This is a genomic window from Planctomycetota bacterium, from assembly GCA_018242585.1.
Lineage (GTDB): Bacteria > Planctomycetota > Planctomycetia > Pirellulales > PNKZ01 > JAFEBQ01.
On sequence record JAFEBQ010000005.1, the window covers coordinates 17471 to 32107 of the forward strand.

General features: G+C 65.4%; 17 protein-coding genes. 13 read left to right on the forward strand and 4 right to left on the reverse strand.

The window, feature by feature from the left end; genetic code table 11:
• Positions 1-52 precede the first annotated feature (52 nt).
• From JSS27_02505 to JSS27_02565, 13 genes are all read left to right on the forward strand, one after another.
• Positions 53-235, forward strand: coding sequence for a hypothetical protein (locus JSS27_02505; protein MBS0207801.1), 183 nt, complete (start codon positions 53-55; stop codon positions 233-235).
• A gap of 168 nt (positions 236-403) precedes the next feature.
• Positions 404-1363, forward strand: coding sequence for a hypothetical protein (locus JSS27_02510; GenBank protein ID MBS0207802.1), 960 nt, complete (start codon positions 404-406; stop codon positions 1361-1363).
• Between the two features lie 61 nt (positions 1364-1424).
• Positions 1425-1898 carry a hypothetical protein gene (locus JSS27_02515; protein ID MBS0207803.1) on the forward strand — a complete coding sequence of 158 codons (474 nt, stop codon included), beginning with the start codon at positions 1425-1427 and terminating at the stop codon, positions 1896-1898.
• A 76-nt stretch (positions 1899-1974) separates the two neighbouring features.
• Positions 1975-3141, forward strand: coding sequence for a hypothetical protein (locus tag JSS27_02520; GenBank protein ID MBS0207804.1), 1167 nt, complete (start codon positions 1975-1977; stop codon positions 3139-3141).
• Between the two features lie 244 nt (positions 3142-3385).
• Positions 3386-3601 carry a hypothetical protein gene (locus JSS27_02525; protein MBS0207805.1) on the forward strand — a complete coding sequence of 72 codons (216 nt, stop codon included), beginning with the start codon at positions 3386-3388 and terminating at the stop codon, positions 3599-3601.
• Between the two features lie 2 nt (positions 3602-3603).
• Complete coding sequence (locus tag JSS27_02530; protein MBS0207806.1) at positions 3604-3930, forward strand: hypothetical protein; 327 nt, start codon at positions 3604-3606, stop codon at positions 3928-3930.
• Positions 3931-3980: 50 nt separating this feature from the next.
• Entirely contained in the window at positions 3981-4970 is a 990-nt protein-coding gene (locus tag JSS27_02535) for a hypothetical protein (GenBank protein ID MBS0207807.1), read from the forward strand.
• Positions 4971-5633, forward strand: coding sequence for a hypothetical protein (locus JSS27_02540; protein ID MBS0207808.1), 663 nt, complete (start codon positions 4971-4973; stop codon positions 5631-5633).
• Positions 5630-6145: a hypothetical protein gene (locus tag JSS27_02545; protein MBS0207809.1), complete on the forward strand. Its 516-nt coding sequence runs from the start codon at positions 5630-5632 to the stop codon at positions 6143-6145. The genes JSS27_02540 and JSS27_02545 overlap by 4 nt, the downstream gene beginning before the upstream one ends.
• A gap of 185 nt (positions 6146-6330) precedes the next feature.
• Positions 6331-7194: a hypothetical protein gene (locus tag JSS27_02550; protein MBS0207810.1), complete on the forward strand. Its 864-nt coding sequence runs from the start codon at positions 6331-6333 to the stop codon at positions 7192-7194.
• A 31-nt stretch (positions 7195-7225) separates the two neighbouring features.
• The gene (locus JSS27_02555; protein ID MBS0207811.1) at positions 7226-7960 is read left to right on the forward strand and encodes a hypothetical protein; all 735 of its coding nucleotides are present in this window, start codon (positions 7226-7228) and stop codon (positions 7958-7960) included.
• 148 nt (positions 7961-8108) lie between these two features.
• Complete coding sequence (locus tag JSS27_02560) at positions 8109-9881, forward strand: hypothetical protein (GenBank protein MBS0207812.1); 1773 nt, start codon at positions 8109-8111, stop codon at positions 9879-9881.
• A gap of 2 nt (positions 9882-9883) precedes the next feature.
• The gene (locus JSS27_02565; GenBank protein MBS0207813.1) at positions 9884-10531 is read left to right on the forward strand and encodes a hypothetical protein; all 648 of its coding nucleotides are present in this window, start codon (positions 9884-9886) and stop codon (positions 10529-10531) included.
• Here JSS27_02565 and JSS27_02570 read toward each other — a convergent pair.
• The 4 genes from JSS27_02570 to JSS27_02585 all read right to left on the reverse strand — a co-directional run bounded on the left by JSS27_02570 (position 10528) and on the right by JSS27_02585 (position 14503).
• Complete coding sequence (locus JSS27_02570; protein MBS0207814.1) at positions 10528-11067, reverse strand: helix-turn-helix transcriptional regulator; 540 nt, start codon at positions 11065-11067, stop codon at positions 10528-10530. The two genes, JSS27_02565 and JSS27_02570, sit on opposite strands and share 4 nt — an antisense overlap.
• 299 nt (positions 11068-11366) lie before the next feature.
• Entirely contained in the window at positions 11367-11531 is a 165-nt protein-coding gene (locus JSS27_02575; GenBank protein ID MBS0207815.1) for a hypothetical protein, read from the reverse strand.
• 35 nt (positions 11532-11566) lie between these two features.
• Positions 11567-12523, reverse strand: coding sequence for a ThuA domain-containing protein (locus JSS27_02580; protein ID MBS0207816.1), 957 nt, complete (start codon positions 12521-12523; stop codon positions 11567-11569).
• A 99-nt stretch (positions 12524-12622) separates the two neighbouring features.
• The gene (locus tag JSS27_02585; GenBank protein ID MBS0207817.1) at positions 12623-14503 is read right to left on the reverse strand and encodes a chloride channel protein; all 1881 of its coding nucleotides are present in this window, start codon (positions 14501-14503) and stop codon (positions 12623-12625) included.
• Positions 14504-14637: the final 134 nt, after the last annotated feature.

Sequence of the window (14637 nt, forward strand, 5' to 3'; positions counted from 1 at the left end):
GGCCTAAAACTTTCCTGGAGCGCGAAGCCACTTTTCAGTATCGTGCGACACCATGAAAACGTGCTGCGAAACACCAGGAAACGTCACCAGGCTGGAGCAATTGCAATCGGCCTGGAGTCAGGTTCTGCGTGAAGTCTTGCAGCGCGGCGTTCATGGCACGGCGGCGATCGAGATCGTCGTCCAGGACGGCGTGATCCAGCAACTCAAACGACGCATCGAACGCATCGAGCGTTGAACAGTAAACGAGTGACCGCGCGTCGGCCCGACCGACGCCTTGCCAGAATACTAACGGTATCGCAGCGAGCCTGATTCCCACGGGAACCAGGTATCGACCACGAGCCCGCCGCAGACTCCCCCGGGATTTTGCGGCGGGCTTTTTTATTTGCTCAGGAGATTTGCAACCATGCACGAAACGGTGATCGAACGGTTCGATTCGCGGGGCCTGACGTTGCGCGTCGATCGCGAGCTGGGCGTCCTGCGCGGCGTGAAGGTGCTAGGACTCGAATCGCGCAATGGGCGCAGCTACCGGCCCGAGGCGCTGCGCGGCGCGATCGCGCTGTACGAAGGGGCCAAGGTCAACGTCAATCATCCCAAGGGTCATCCCGGCGCTCCGCGCGACTATCAGGACCGGATCGGCGTGATTCGCCAGGTCCAGTTTCGCCCCGAGGGGCTGTTCGCCGATCTGCACTTCAATCCCCAGCACGCCCTGGCCGGCCAGTTGGCGTGGGACGCCGAGCACGCTCCCGAGAACGTCGGGTTTTCGCACAATGTCCAGGCCCGCGTCGCTCGCCACGGCGACCAGCAGCTTGTCGAAGAGATCGCCCGGGTGATCAGCGTCGATCTGGTGGCCGACCCGGCGACGACGCGCGGCCTGTTCGAGTCGACCGTCGCTGGCGGCGCGACGACGACGCGCGAAGCGACGCTGGCGTCGGTCACGCTCGAACAACTGCGCACCGCGCGCCCCGATTTGATTGCCGAGCTGCTGGGCGAGCAACGATCGTTGACCGAGCAGCTCGAAGCCGAGGTCCGCCAATGGCGCGGGGCCGACGCGGCCCGCACGCGCCGGGCGCTGTGCCGCCGGGTGCTGGCGGAACACCAACTGCCCGATCCCGACGCGGCCGATGCGACCGCGCGGCGGGTGTTGGGCGAAGGGTTCCTTGAACAGTTGCAAGCCGCGCCGGACGAAGCTGCGGTTCGCCGGCTGGTGGCCGAACGGGCGCAGTTGATCGAATCGGCCAGGCAATGGACACCCGGCGCGGCCGCGACCAGCCGACCCGTCTCGCGCCCCCAGTTGTGGAACGAAACCCACGAACCGCCGGTGACCGATGGCCGTTCGTTCGCCCGGGCCATCACCGGCGGCTAGGGCACGCCGTAACGCTGACCTCAATCCTCTTTTCAACTTTTGTTTCCCAGGAGTGCAAGACATGGCTGACACGATGCGATGGCGATATGGGGACACCAATCCGGTGGTCCTGCCGGTGCTGAGTGGCACGGTGCTCGAGATCGGCGACCTGGTCTACCTCGACAGCGGCACGGCCCTGCCCGCGGCCGCGCTGGCCGACGCCGGCAGCAAGGCGGCGAACCAGCAGGCCTTTCACGCCAAGTTCGCCGGCGTGGCCATGCAGCGTTCGCGCGTCGGGGACGTCAACCCGATCCGCGTGGCGACGACCGGCGTGTTCGAGTTTGACTGTGCCGCGGCCACATTCATGGTCGGCGACAAGCTGGGCCCCGAGCAGCCCACGGGGACGACGGCCCTGGCCAATCAGCAAGTGGCGGCTGTCTCGGCCATGAACGAAACGATCGGCCGCTGTGCCAAGCTGGTGAACCCGGCCGGTTCGCAAGTCTTGGTCGACATCGTCAGCACGCTGATGTATGGCGGCCCGCAGGCGGCGCTGTAGTCATCGCCGCGTCGCGCGGCACGACCGCGCTGTCCAATCCCTTCAGCATTTAACAAACCTAGCAAGGAGATGTGACGTGAAACCGATCCAATATCGCGAGATCAAGCGACGCTGCGAGCTCGACGGAGTTCAGCGGGCCACGGCCCACCTGGCGGAAGCCCTGCGCGACAAAGTGCTGCAACCCGAAAGTTTCAGCCTGCGCGACCTGGCCGAGGCGCTGGTTCCCGACGGGCATCATTGGGTCCGCTCGTTGGACCCGCGCAACGGCGGTGGCACGAGCTTGCTCGAAGCCAGCGACGGCGTTGATGTGTCGGCGTTCTTGAACATCACCGGCCAGGTGATCTACGCCCGGGTGATGGAAGCCTATACGCAAGAGGCGTTCGTCGTCTCGAAGCTGGTCGACACGGTTCCCACTCGGCTCGACGGCGAGAAGATTCCCGGCGTCACGCGGATTGCCGACGACATCGACGAAATCGCGCCGGGCATGCCCTACCCTTCGCTCGGCTTCGGCGAGGACTATATCGAGACGCCCTCAAAGTCCAAGCGCGGCTTCATCGTGCCGGTGACCAAGGAGGCGATCTTCTTCGATCGGACCAACCTGGTCCTGGCCCGGGCCGCCGAGGTCGGCGAGCTGTTGGGCTTGAACAAGGAGAAGCGGCTGCTCGATTTGGTGATTGGCACGACGAACAACTACAAGTGGCGCGGCACGGCGTACAACACGTACGCCAGCAGCGGCGCGTGGGTGAACGTCAAGAGCGGCAACGCGCTGGCCGACTGGACGAACGTCGACGCGGCCGAGCAACTGTTCGCCGAGATGCTCGATCCGAACACGGGCGAGCCAGTGCTGGTCCAGCCGAACACGGTGCTGGTCATGCCAGCCTATCGCCACGCGGCGCACCGCGTGTTCTACGCGCCCGAGCTGCGCTACACGACCGGCGGGGGCCCGACCTCGACGGCCATCGCGCGCAACCCGTTGGGCGATTACCAGGTCTATGACAGCCGGCTGGCCTATCGCCGGTTGCTGGCGGCGGGGGTTTCAGAAGCCAACGCGCGGCAGTACTGGTTCCTGGGCGATTTCCGCAAGGCGTTCGCCTACATGGAAAACTGGCCGATCACCGTCACCCAGTCTCCCATGAACAGCGACGCCGATTTCGACGCCGACATTGTCGTGCGGTTCAAAGCCAGCGAACGAGGGGCGGCCGCCGTGCTCAACCCGCGCTATGTGGTGAAGAGCACGAACTAGGCGCACGCACTTCGGCCTATGGCCGAACACCTCTCCCTCCCAGGGAGAGGTCGGCGAGCGCAGCAAGCCGGGTGAGGGTAGACGCGTTAACGGCCAAGGATGCTTCCATTGTCATTGGCTGAGGCTCCTCTGGCCTGCGACGCGTTGACCCTCCCCCCTGCCCTCCCTGACAGGGAGGGGTGTTGATCGCCCGCGACTGATGACCAGTTCCTAGAGGACTCCGCCTTATTGAGGTCTTCGCCCGATGCCAACCTACCTGGAAAACTTGCTGGCCACGCGCGATCAAATCGCGGCCAACTTGGCGGGCATCACGGCCCAGCCGAAGCCGAGCTATGCGATCGACGGCCAGCAAGTCGACTGGCAGAGCCTGTTCAATAGTTACACGCAGCAGCTTGCCGAGCTGAACGCCCAAATCGCGGCGGCCGACCCGGTCGAGGTGCAAAGCCGGGGGACGACGTAGCCATGACCACTCCGAACGTGGCCGGCGATCACCAAGTCTGGGACGGCGTCGAGACGATCGTCGTGTCGACGGCCCAGTGCGCGCGACACACGCTGGCGGGCGTGCTGGTGCGCGGCCAAAGCGCCAGCCAGTCGGCGGCCGGCGGCGTGTTGAACGTGCCGGCCACGGAACGCGCCTTCGTGATTCCGACCTCAACAGCGGGCGATTATCAACCGACGCTGGGTGACATCATCACCGACGCGCGCAGCGACAAATGGCGCGTCGCGGCGATTGAAACATTGACGCTCAGCTCGCGCTGGCGCGTCGTGGGCCAGCGCCTACTCGAATGACGGCTTTGGTTGGTATTCCCTAGCCCCTAACTCCTAGTCCCTCTTCTTCCATGAACACCATCCAAAAGCTCAGCTTCGATCACGACGCCAACAGCGGCGGCCTGGGATTGAGCGCCGGGACGACAACCATCGGCATGTCGCCGACCGGCTCGCTGGCCTCGAACCAGGCGGCGCTCGATGCGCTGTTGGGGTCGGGCAATTCCCTGCTGGCTGGCGATTGGTCACCTGCCGGCGGCCTGACCATTGAACTGACCGGCGCGTTTGCCAATGGGAATGTTCCCCTGTTGGCGATCACCAACGACGGGCTGGCCCTGGTCGAGACGGCGCCCCACGTCTGGGACGGCGCGTTGCACACCGACTTTGCCGATGGCGCCACGCCGGCGGCGGCCGCGCCGGCCACGTTCACGGTCACGCCGACCGACACGATTGGCGCTGGCAGTTGGACGATCGACGATTGGACTGGCGGCGTGAACGACACGCCCGCGCCCAGTCATTGGACCCTGGTCAGCGGCGCGAATTTCGCTGCCGCCAGCAGCAGTTCGGGGAGCCTGGTCTTTCAGAGCAATGGGACCGGCTCGGGTCAGTCGCCGCCGACATTCAACGACTCGAGTACGCTCCATCCTGACTCGTCGCCACCGATCAGCTTTGCCAGCACGTCGTTCGCCGACGGCGCCGACGCCGTCACCGGCGCGCCGGCCACGTGCGTCATTTCACTCGACAGCGCCGGCAGCGCGTCCCCCGACGCGGGGCATTGGAGCCTGGGAGATTGGACCGGCGCGATCGGCGACGCGCCAGCTCCCGGCGGCTGGACCAGCGGCGGCGGCACGCTGGTCGACATCTTAAGCGGCGCGACGGTCAATCTGACGCGCACCACCGACGGCGCGGGTCAAAGCGCGCCGGCGCTCGTCACCTCGACTCTGACCTACACGGCGACCAACACCACTCCGGTTGACGTGAACTTTGCCACCGTCCAGGTCGGCGCGGCCCCTCCGGGCGGCAACCTGGCCCAGCATCAACTCATCAGCGCAGGAGCCTGGTAAATGACGTTGAATCCTCCCAAAAAAGGCGTCGCCTTTCAGTTCGCCCTCGGCCTGGCGTCGCAAGCCGACGGCCGGGTGTTCGCCGCGCCGCCGACGTTAGCTTCCGGAGACGTGAAGCTCAGCAAGGATGGTGGCGCGTTGACAAATCTTACAAGTCTACCGACGGCCTCGGGCGCATTGGTGCAAATCGCCCTGACCAGCGACGAGATGAACGCCGATCGTATCGACGTCCTGTTTCACGACGCGGCCGGCGCCGAGTGGTGCGACCGGCTCGTCTCGCTGTTCACGGTCAGCGAGCAGTTTAATGATCTGTTTCCGGCCTCGTCCTACGTTGCGCCCAACAACGCGGCAATTGTCGCCATCCAGGCTCAGACCGATCGGTTGCCCGCCTTGCCAGCCGCCGTGGGAAGCGCGATGACCGTCGCCGACAAGACCGGCTTTGCGCTGGCCAGTAACGGGCTCGACGCCATCGGCGTGGCCGCGCCGACCGGGCTGGCGACGACTTTCCCACAGATGCTCGTTCAACTTTGGCGGCGGTTCTTCAAGCGCGCACGCCGCGACATCGACACGCTGGTCACCTATGCCGACGACGGGACGACCGTGCTGACCACGCAGGCGATCACCGACGACGGAGTCACCCAGCAACAGGGAGCGGCCGAATGAACGTCGGTGGTTTATTCGACGAGTTGTCGCCGCGGCGCGCGCCGCCGCGCTCGGTTTATGAACGCTGTGCGTGGCAGGTGCAGGCCGCGATTCGCGCGCTCGCGCTCCCCGGCTTGCGCCCGGCGGCGGTGGCGATCCGCACGCTGCCGTCGCTGCGCGAGTCGGTGGGCGAGCGGATTCCGGCGCTGCCGGCCGTGCTGGTTTGTCCGCTGGGGCGTGAATCGAACGAGACGCTGGCCGCCACGAATCGGAGCGATACGGTCGGCTATCCGGTTGGCGTGGCGATCGTGGCCGCGGCCGATCAAATGTCGGCCGACCGGCGGAGCCTGTACCTGGTGTGGCGCGAGCGGATCGTACGGGCCTTTCGCCATCAACGCCTGGCCGGAGTCGACGAGGTGTTGACCTGCGTGGTCGAGCCCGAGCCGGTGGTGGCGGCCGAGGCTTGGCTGCGGAATGTCTGGCACTCGGCGGTGGTGCTGCGGTTCATCGCTCGCGAACCACGCGGCAGTTAAGGTGCCGCCTGGATTGTCTGGTCTTGGAAAGTAAGCGGCGAGGTAGGTCAGGCCTTGGCCTGACATTGTTGTGGTCAATTCTCGCAAACGACTCTCGAACGGCTTGTTCGCACAATATCGTCAGGCTGAAGCCTGACCTACGGAAATGTGTCGTCTGCTCTTGGCAGGTAAACAGGAATTGCATCGTGGCGACTGGCTTTGCAACGCAACTGGCGATCGATACCGAGCTGCCGGCCCGGCGTGGCTTGGAGTTCGACGCGGTCGAGCTGCGCGCGCAACCTTCGCAACGAAATAATCCCGGTCTCGGCAGCGGGGACGCCGCGCTAGCCACACAGGCTTATCCCGGCACGATCGCGGTCGGCGGACGAGTGCGTTTGTTTCCGACACCGGCGGATTGGCTGGCCCTGTTGCCGTGGCTGGTTGGCCCGGCCGGTGACGATGGCAACTTCGCGCCGGTTGACCAGGTAGCGACACGGTATCTGGTCGTCGATAACACGCTGGAAGTCTTGACCTATGACCAGTGCGCCGCGGCTCGGGTCGAAATCTCGGCCGCGCGGCAAGAACCGGTCACCTTGCACATCGACGTCATCGCGCATGGCGAAACGGTTGGCGAGGCCAGCACGTTTCCGCCCGTGATCTACGGTACAGGGCAGCCATTCTTGTTCGGCGACGCGACGTTCACGTTTGCCGGGGCCGAGCGACCGCTGGAAAGGTTCCACCTGCGGATCGATCGCCAGCTTCGGCAGCGCTATGTCAATTCACGGCTGGCCACGTGGGCGACCCCTGGCAAGCGGGTGGTGACGTTCGAGGCCTGGCTGCCGTGGACCAGCGAGACCGTTGATTTGCACGCAACGCCTGTGCCCGGGCCGGCCACGCTCAGCTTGGTTCAAGGAGCCGCGTGGGTTGTGTTTCGGTTCGATCGCTGGCAACCACTGCCGATTGCGCCCACCACACCAGGACGCCAGTTCCTCGGTCTGGCGCTGGCTGGGCAGGTCGATCGCGCCGGCGGCGCGGCCGAATTGCAAGTCAGCGTTTCAGGCGTGACCTGAAACATTTTCAGCATCGCAAAGGATTCATCCCGTGATTCTCGTCTATGGCAGCTATCGACACGCGCTCGGCGAAGCGGCGCTGGCCATCACGCGCGAGACGGTCTATACCGCGCAGCGGACGCCGCTGGGCGTCCGCGAGCGCTGGGCCGTGGCCGGCGTGCTCCAGGCGGCTGATGCGGCAGCCTTGAGCACGGCGATCGACGCCCTGCAAACCGCGTACGCCACGCCGGCACAGGATGCCGTGCTGCTGTTCGACGATGGCGCGACCGCTTCGTCGCATCGCTTGATTACCTCCAATTCCCTCGGCGGTGTGCAAGTCATCCAGCCGCCGCAATTCCCTAGCGGCGAAGGGGCCGAGTACACGACTTGGCGGAGCTACTCGCTGGTGCTCGAAGCGATGTTCCCCGTGGCCGACGCGGCCAGTGTGCTGGTCAGTTGGGAAGAGACATTGTCGTTCATGGGCGGCGGCGCGCGTTGGGTCTACTTGCCCACGCTGAGCGGCCCGCCGGTCAAGCAGCAGTTGCAGGCCCAGTCGCCGCAACGAGTCGTCCAGTCAGGACGCGCCGTCGGGTTCGGCGGCTACCCCAGCCCGTCGGCTCCGCTCTTTCCCACGAACCTGCATCAGGAATCGTCGAGCCTGTCGTATCAAGCGCCGAAGCGCGTCGGCACGGGCGACAGTGCCGCGAACATCGAGTACGAAGTCCGCTGGGTGTACGAGTTCGAGTCGGCGTCAGCGCTGAGCGGCGCGCCGACCCTGTCGCCATAGTGAGGGTTTCGCAGACGACAAACCGTAGGTCAGGCCTTGGCCTGACAACATTGTGGTTGCTGTTCGCGAAAGAGGCCTCGATCAACTTGTTTTGAACATTATTGTCAAGCTAAAGCCTGACCTACGGCTGACCCCAGGATCAACGACCATGTCCGAGACAACCTACGTGCCGAGCATCGCCTTTCCGGGCATCGAGACGCCGCTGGCGGCGCGGGTGGTCTGGTCGCACGGCGTCGCGCCGAATCGGTTCACGCTGGAATTGGCCCCGCAAGAGCCGTTCACCACCACGATCGGCGATCTGACGCTCGGCTACAGCGCGACAACGCTCGTGTTTCCGGGCTGTAAAGTCGTGAGCACTGCGGTGCGCGCGGACGAACATGGCGTCGTTTGGGTGCTCGAATTGCTCGACCGGCGTTGGCGCTGGCAAGGGCTGGGGCAAATCTCGGGGCGCTACAACATCTATCAAGACACGACCAACGACGGCATTGCCGGGACCGAGATTGTGGCTGGCTCGGAAAGGACGCCTCGCGAGCTGCTGACCCTCTGCCTCGCCGCGCTCGGCGAGACGGGTTACGACCTTTCCACCGTGCCGAACGACGCGCGGCCCACGGTCGAATGGAATTACTTGCCGCCGGCCGAAGCCTTGGCCGAGTTGGTCGATCGGCTCGGCTGTCGCGTGGTGGTGAAACTCAACAACACGGTGGCGGTCGTGCCTTGGGGCATGGGAAGCGCTTTGCCGAGCAGCGCTTCGGCCCAGGCGGGCAGCCTGGCGGTCTCGCTCGTGGCGCGGCCCGACGCCTTTATCGTGGTTGGCGGCCCGACGCGCTATCAGGTCGATTTGGCGCTCGAACCCGTCGGGCTCGATACCGACGGCTCGGTGCGACCGATCGACGATTTGTCGTACGCGCCGAGCGGCGGTTGGCCAAAGGCCGACGTGCCGAGCTTCAACACGCTGGCCGACGACGATGGGCGTGCGCGCGAGTTGGCTCGGGCGACCGTCTATCGCTGGTATCGGGTCTGCGGCATGGTCTCGGGCGTAAACCCCGACGGGGCGCTGGTGTCGAGCAGCCTGGCGCCGCTAGGGGTGACGAAGCTCACGCAGATTGTCCCCTTGGACGTGACGCAAGTCGATCAGCAAAATGTCAGCGATGCCCTGGCGGGAACTTCGGCCGTGTTGCCCCGACGGGCGGTGGTCTGGGGCGTGTGGGCGGAACTCGATTATCCCTTGCCGCGCACGGACAATGCGGACGGCAACGTGGTGTCGGCCGTCGCGCCGTTGAACGAGACCGCCGGCGACGAGTATGCCGCCCGAGCGCGCTATGCGGGAGCGTATACGATCGATCCTGGGCGCGCGATCGTATGCTTCGAACGGCCGGTCTATCGTTGGCGAGTCAATGGCGCGGACTACGAGCGGCTGCCGGCGTCGCTGGTGTGGCGCGCGAGCTTCACCGTGCGCGACGCCGATACCGGCGCGCTCCAACGCTACGAACGCCGGCGCGACAGCGACGGCCCAGCGCTCGGCACCTTGCCGCGGTACTTGCTGCACGACGAGCTGACGCTGACCAAGGTCTTGCGCTACGCCAGCGATTACAGTCTGACGTCGGTTGCCGACAATGTCGCGCTGCTCGATGCCCAGGCCGACGCGCTACTCTCGGCGGCCGAGCAAGCCGTGGCGGCGACTTCGCCCCAGTGGCGGCGGTATTCAGGCATCGAGCCGATCGACCTCGACGGGTTGGTGGCGATGGTGGTCTGGTCAATCGACGCGCGCGGCGCGACGACCACCGCCTCGGCCGGCATGGAATTGTCGGGCGAGACGCAAACCCAACAGGCCAAACGTCAGGCCGGACGCTTCAGCGCGCTGTGGCGGCAAGCCCAGTTCACCTTGCGCCAGCGCGCCCTCGAACAACGGAAGGCAATTTGAGCATGCAGCCGATCTACGACGTTCCGTTTCAGAACCAGAGCGGCGAGACGATTCCGGCCTTCGCCATCATGAAATGCCCGGTTGAGGACACGGCGTCCGTAATTCACGCCGTGACGTCGATCGAAGGGCAAGTGGTGTTGCAGATGGTCCAGCCCGATCATCTGTTCGAGCGGACCTACTACCTGAACGGCCCGACGCCGGTGCCGGACCAGGGGTTCGGCATGTGTACGACCGCCGACCGAGGCGCGCTCGTGCGCATGGCCCCCGACGCCGAAGGGGTGTGGGGCGAGAACATCGGGCCACGCCCAGGCTCGTGGGGCGGCTACGGCGGCGGGCTGGGCTTCATTCACATGCCGAGCATGAGCTATTGGAACTACGGCACCGGCGACGACGAGGTGACGATGGTCGCGGTCCAGCGCGATCGGATGTCGCAAGTCATCGGCCGTCTCGACAGCGTGATGTACGCCGGCGGTTCGTTCACGCTCAATCTCATTGGACCCACGGTCGGCGATGTGAAGATGCAAATTCACGGCCAGGATGTCGGCCTGCTGGCCAGCGACGACATGCTTGACGCCGGCCGGCTGATTTGGGCGTTCCGGGCGGTGAACGGCTGGGCCTTTGGAGGCTGCTACCCGGTCTCGGCAAGTTAAGGTGGCGACGCGCCGGGCGCGTTTGTTGCTGCTTGCGGAGTCGCCTCGCGCGGGACGACCAGGATTCGTTCGTATAGCAGATCGATCATCGAGGCGAGCAGATCCGCTTCGTCGCTTTCGAGGACCAGCGCGGCGCGGCGGAGATGTTGACGTTTGCGGTTCATCGTGCCGGTCGCTTCGATCGTCCCGTCGTGGGTCAGCGCGCCGCCCGCGCCAAAGCGGCTGTACAGTTCATCGAAGTCGGCCGGCGACCAGCCGTGGAACAGTTGCGGCTGCTCGGCGATCACCTGGTCGACGAGGGGATTGGTCGCGCGGTCGAACGCCGTCCGCCGCGCGCCGGGCTCGAACAGCTCATGCACCTCGACGCCCAGTCCCTCAGCCAGGGCGTGCAACGTGGTGGCGTGAGGGCGCGCCGATTCGCCGCGCAAGATTCCCTTCACCGTGCGCACGCCCAGCCCGCTGGCCCGGGCCACGTCAGCGGTCCGCAGACCGGTGACGGCCATCAACTGCTGCAAGTTTTCGGCAAGGGAAGCCACGGCCGGCAGTGACCCAAAGGTGCAGAAACGGCGCGAAAATAGTCCGCACTTTTCCGTTGACACGATAGTGAACAAATGTATATTAACCGTCGGCTGTGAATTGTCAATTCCGCGTGTGATACCGGCCAATTCCAGCGCGAAGGCAAGCCAGTGAGAGGAGCGGCAACGATGGGGCGAACGAGCGTGGAAAAGCCGGTGGGGTATCGCGTCTGGATCGCCCGTTGCGACGGCTGGCAGCCCTCGCGGTGGAGCGATGTGCCGCCGCAAGCGAACATCGTGGCCTTGGCCGACCCGGGCTGCTACTCGGCCTTCGAGGCCCAGGCCTTGGTGCGCGGCTTCAACCGGCGGATGTTGCAACTGGGCGCGCGGCGGTGGGCCGTGGCCGTGCCGGTTACGGTGCGCTTCGCGGGCGAGCCGCGCCCCGGGCGGCGCGTGCGCGTGGTGTTGCCGATCGTGCCGCGCACTGCCCAACGCGCGGAAGCAAAGCACCCCGAGCGAGTTACTTTGCCGGCGCGTCCAGCGCCCAACGAATGCCCGCCAGCACGTGCTGTTGATACTGCGGGTTCCGCCAGACCTCGTCCCGGTGTCCGAGCGAGGTATAAAAAACGCGCCCCTTGTCGATTGGCTTGACCCAAGCCACGGCATAATCCCGATCCGCGCGCTTGCCGCGCTCGAAGAAGCCAAGCGGTTCGCCGTCGGGCTTGGCCTTCTGTTTGGGGCGGCCGTCGTTCGTCGCGTCCAAGCTCATCAGCACTTGCTTGTCGTCGCGCGAGTAGGACTTGAACTGATAAATTTCGTCGGTGATCTCGAACGTCGAGCCCCACGACGTGGCGACCGGGTTGCTCGAATCCTCGCTCTTGACGGTTACCAGTTGATGCCAAGGGTGGCCGTCGAATTCGCCGCCGATCATGTCGATGTACGGGCGAAAGTTGTGGAACGTGTCGGTGGCCGAGTGCATGCCGATGAACGCCTTGCCCGAGCGGAGCCAGTCGATGAAGCCTTGCTTGTCCGGGAGCGGCAGGTCGCCGGTGGTGTTGGCGAAGATCACGCCGTCGTAGGGCTTGAGCGCGTCGAGCGACATCCGCTCGGCCAGCAGCTTGGCCACGTCGGCTTGCCAGCCGGCGTCGAACGGCTTCCAGGTTTCGACGTCCTTCTGGTATTGCGATTCTTTCGCCTTGAATGTTTCGTCAGTGTCGGCCGCGGCCCGTTGTGGCTTCTTGGGCTGCTGCGGACGGGGGCGAGGCTCGCGGACAAAATCGACGCTGAACGCGCCGCTCTTTTCGCCCAGTTCAGCCAAGGTCTTTTCAGCCACGGGAATCGAGCCGTGACGGAACCCGGTGGTGACCGTAACGACGAGCAGCTTCTTGGCCGGCTCGGCAGCGAACGCGGCAGCGCATAGCGCGCTCGACCAGGAGATCACCAGCAGCGAGCCAACCAACAGCGTGCGATGAATCATCGGGAGCGTCTCCGCGAGCGAGGGGTATGTTCAGGTGAGCCGTTTAGGATAGCTCTCCACTTGGCGCGTTGCCATTGGCGTGCTGGCGGCAGCCGCCAATTACTGAGCCGGGGCGTCGCGGCGGGGGAAGCGCGGCAGGTGGGTCGAGAAAACCCGCTCGCGGAGTTGCTCTTCTTCGAGCTGGCGAACCCGCGGCTTCAGCAAGTCGCCGCTGGTGATCACGCCGACCAGTCGCTCGGGCGCGTCGTCGGCCACGACCAGCAACCGGCTGACATGGTGCTCGGCCATCAACTCGGCGGCCGCGCGACAGGTATCGCTGCCCGTGATCGTCAACGGCGGATCAGCGACCAGGTCATAGGCCACGATCGGGCTTGATTCGGCCTGGGGATTGGCGGCGGCCTGATACCATTCCTCGAGCAGATCGCTCTGCGTGACCACCCCCAACAACTTGCCGGCGTCGTCGACCACTGGATAGCCGTCATGCTTCAAAGCGCCGTGGCCGAGAAAATAGTCGTGGACCAGTTCGTGCAGCCCCAGCCCGCCAGGCACGGTCACGACGTTGGTCGTCATTACCTCGGCCACGCGAACGCGTTCGAGCGGGTCGATGGTGAACTCGTAGCTGACGTGCCGGCCGCGCCGCGCGATTCGCTCGGTGAGAATCGAGCGGCGCATGGTCAGCACGGTGAAGCCATAGGCGACAAACGTCGCGATCAAGATCGGCAACAACAGCCGCAGGTCATAGGTCATCTCCAGCGCGAAGATCACGCCGGTCAGCGGCGCGCGCATGGTGCTGCCCATCATGGCGGCCAGGCAAACCAGCGGCCACAAGCGCGGATCGTCGGCCGGCAGCACGCCGCTCAACAGCCCGCCGAACAGCGCGCCCTGCATTAGTAACGGGGCCAGCACGCCCCCCGAGGTGCCCGAGCCGAGCGCCGTGGCCCAGATGATCGCTTTGACAATCATCAACGCCAGGGCGGCGCCGATGACGTAGTTCCCCTTGAGCGCGTCGAAGATCACGTCATAGCCGATGCCCAGGGCGTGGGGCTCGATCAAACCGCCCAGACCAACCACCAGTCCGCCGAGCGTCGGCCACCACATCCAGTGAATCGGCAAGCGGTGAAACAAGTCCTCGGCCGTGTAGACCGCCAGCGTGACCAGATTGGACAACACGCCCGTCCCCAGGCCGGCCACCAGACTGGCCAGCAGGATCATCGTCGACGGCACGGCCCCGTGCAGCGGCACGCTGACCAGTGGCATGGCCCCCAGGTGCAACAGCGGGCGTGCCGCGGTGGCCACCGCGCTGGCCAGCACCACGGGGATCAAGCTGCGCGGCTTCCACTCGAACAGCAACAGCTCGATGGCGACCAAGACCGCGGCCAGCGGCGTGCCGAACGTGGCCGACATCCCGCCGGCGGCGCCGGCCACCAGCAGGGTTTTGCGCTCGTTGCTGGTCAGGTGAAAACACTGTCCGATCAGCGAGCCGAACGCGCCGCCGGTCATGATGATGGGGCCCTCGGCGCCGAAGGGCCCCCCCGAGCCGATCGCGATCGCCGAGGACAAAGGCTTCAGCACCGCGACCTTGGGGGACATGCGGCTGCGCCCGATCAGGATCGCTTCGATGGCTTCGGGAATGCCGTGGCCCCGAATCCGGTCGGTGCCAAACCGCGCCAACAGTCCGACAATCAAGCCACCGGCCGCCGGCACCAGAACCGACCAATAGCCCAGATGATGATTTGCCGGCGACGCGGACTCGGCAAAACTGAAGGTCTGGAAATAGAACAGATTCGTGAACAGCGCAATCAGCCGCTGCAGCCCCAGCGACACCAAGGCGCAGATCAAGCCGACACACACCGTCAGCGCGCTGATGAAGATCACCCGGCTGGTGACGGTGTAATCGCCCAGCGCCGAACGGGGCGGCGCGGCGTTTCCGCTTGCACCGTCGTCCGAGATCGCGGGCGTGGTCGGCTCGGCGGTCGTCATCGAAGGAGTGTCGTTCATCAGGGCGCGAGAGTATGCGAAGTTAATGCCGCCGATCCTAACAACTTCGCCGAAAGGCAAAGCGTCAACCAGATTACACTTCGGAGAGGAATCTGGCTAACGGCGCTGAACCGCGA

Excerpts from the sequence above, each read along its gene's own strand:
- JSS27_02560 (MBS0207812.1), top strand. The coding sequence starts at position 8,109 with ATGTCCGAGACAACCTACGTGCCGAGCATCGCCTTTCCGGGCATCGAG.
- JSS27_02530 (MBS0207806.1), top strand. The coding sequence starts at position 3,604 with ATGACCACTCCGAACGTGGCCGGCGATCACCAAGTCTGGGACGGCGTC.
- JSS27_02510 (MBS0207802.1), top strand. The coding sequence starts at position 404 with ATGCACGAAACGGTGATCGAACGGTTCGATTCGCGGGGCCTGACGTTG.
- JSS27_02540 (MBS0207808.1), top strand. The coding sequence starts at position 4,971 with ATGACGTTGAATCCTCCCAAAAAAGGCGTCGCCTTTCAGTTCGCCCTC.
- JSS27_02505 (MBS0207801.1), top strand. The coding sequence starts at position 53 with ATGAAAACGTGCTGCGAAACACCAGGAAACGTCACCAGGCTGGAGCAA.
- JSS27_02515 (MBS0207803.1), top strand. The coding sequence starts at position 1,425 with ATGGCTGACACGATGCGATGGCGATATGGGGACACCAATCCGGTGGTC.
- JSS27_02565 (MBS0207813.1), top strand. The coding sequence starts at position 9,884 with ATGCAGCCGATCTACGACGTTCCGTTTCAGAACCAGAGCGGCGAGACG.
- JSS27_02580 (MBS0207816.1), bottom strand. The coding sequence starts at position 12,523 with ATGATTCATCGCACGCTGTTGGTTGGCTCGCTGCTGGTGATCTCCTGG.
- JSS27_02545 (MBS0207809.1), top strand. The coding sequence starts at position 5,630 with ATGAACGTCGGTGGTTTATTCGACGAGTTGTCGCCGCGGCGCGCGCCG.
- JSS27_02585 (MBS0207817.1), bottom strand. The coding sequence starts at position 14,503 with ATGACGACCGCCGAGCCGACCACGCCCGCGATCTCGGACGACGGTGCA.
- JSS27_02535 (MBS0207807.1), top strand. The coding sequence starts at position 3,981 with ATGAACACCATCCAAAAGCTCAGCTTCGATCACGACGCCAACAGCGGC.
- JSS27_02525 (MBS0207805.1), top strand. The coding sequence starts at position 3,386 with ATGCCAACCTACCTGGAAAACTTGCTGGCCACGCGCGATCAAATCGCG.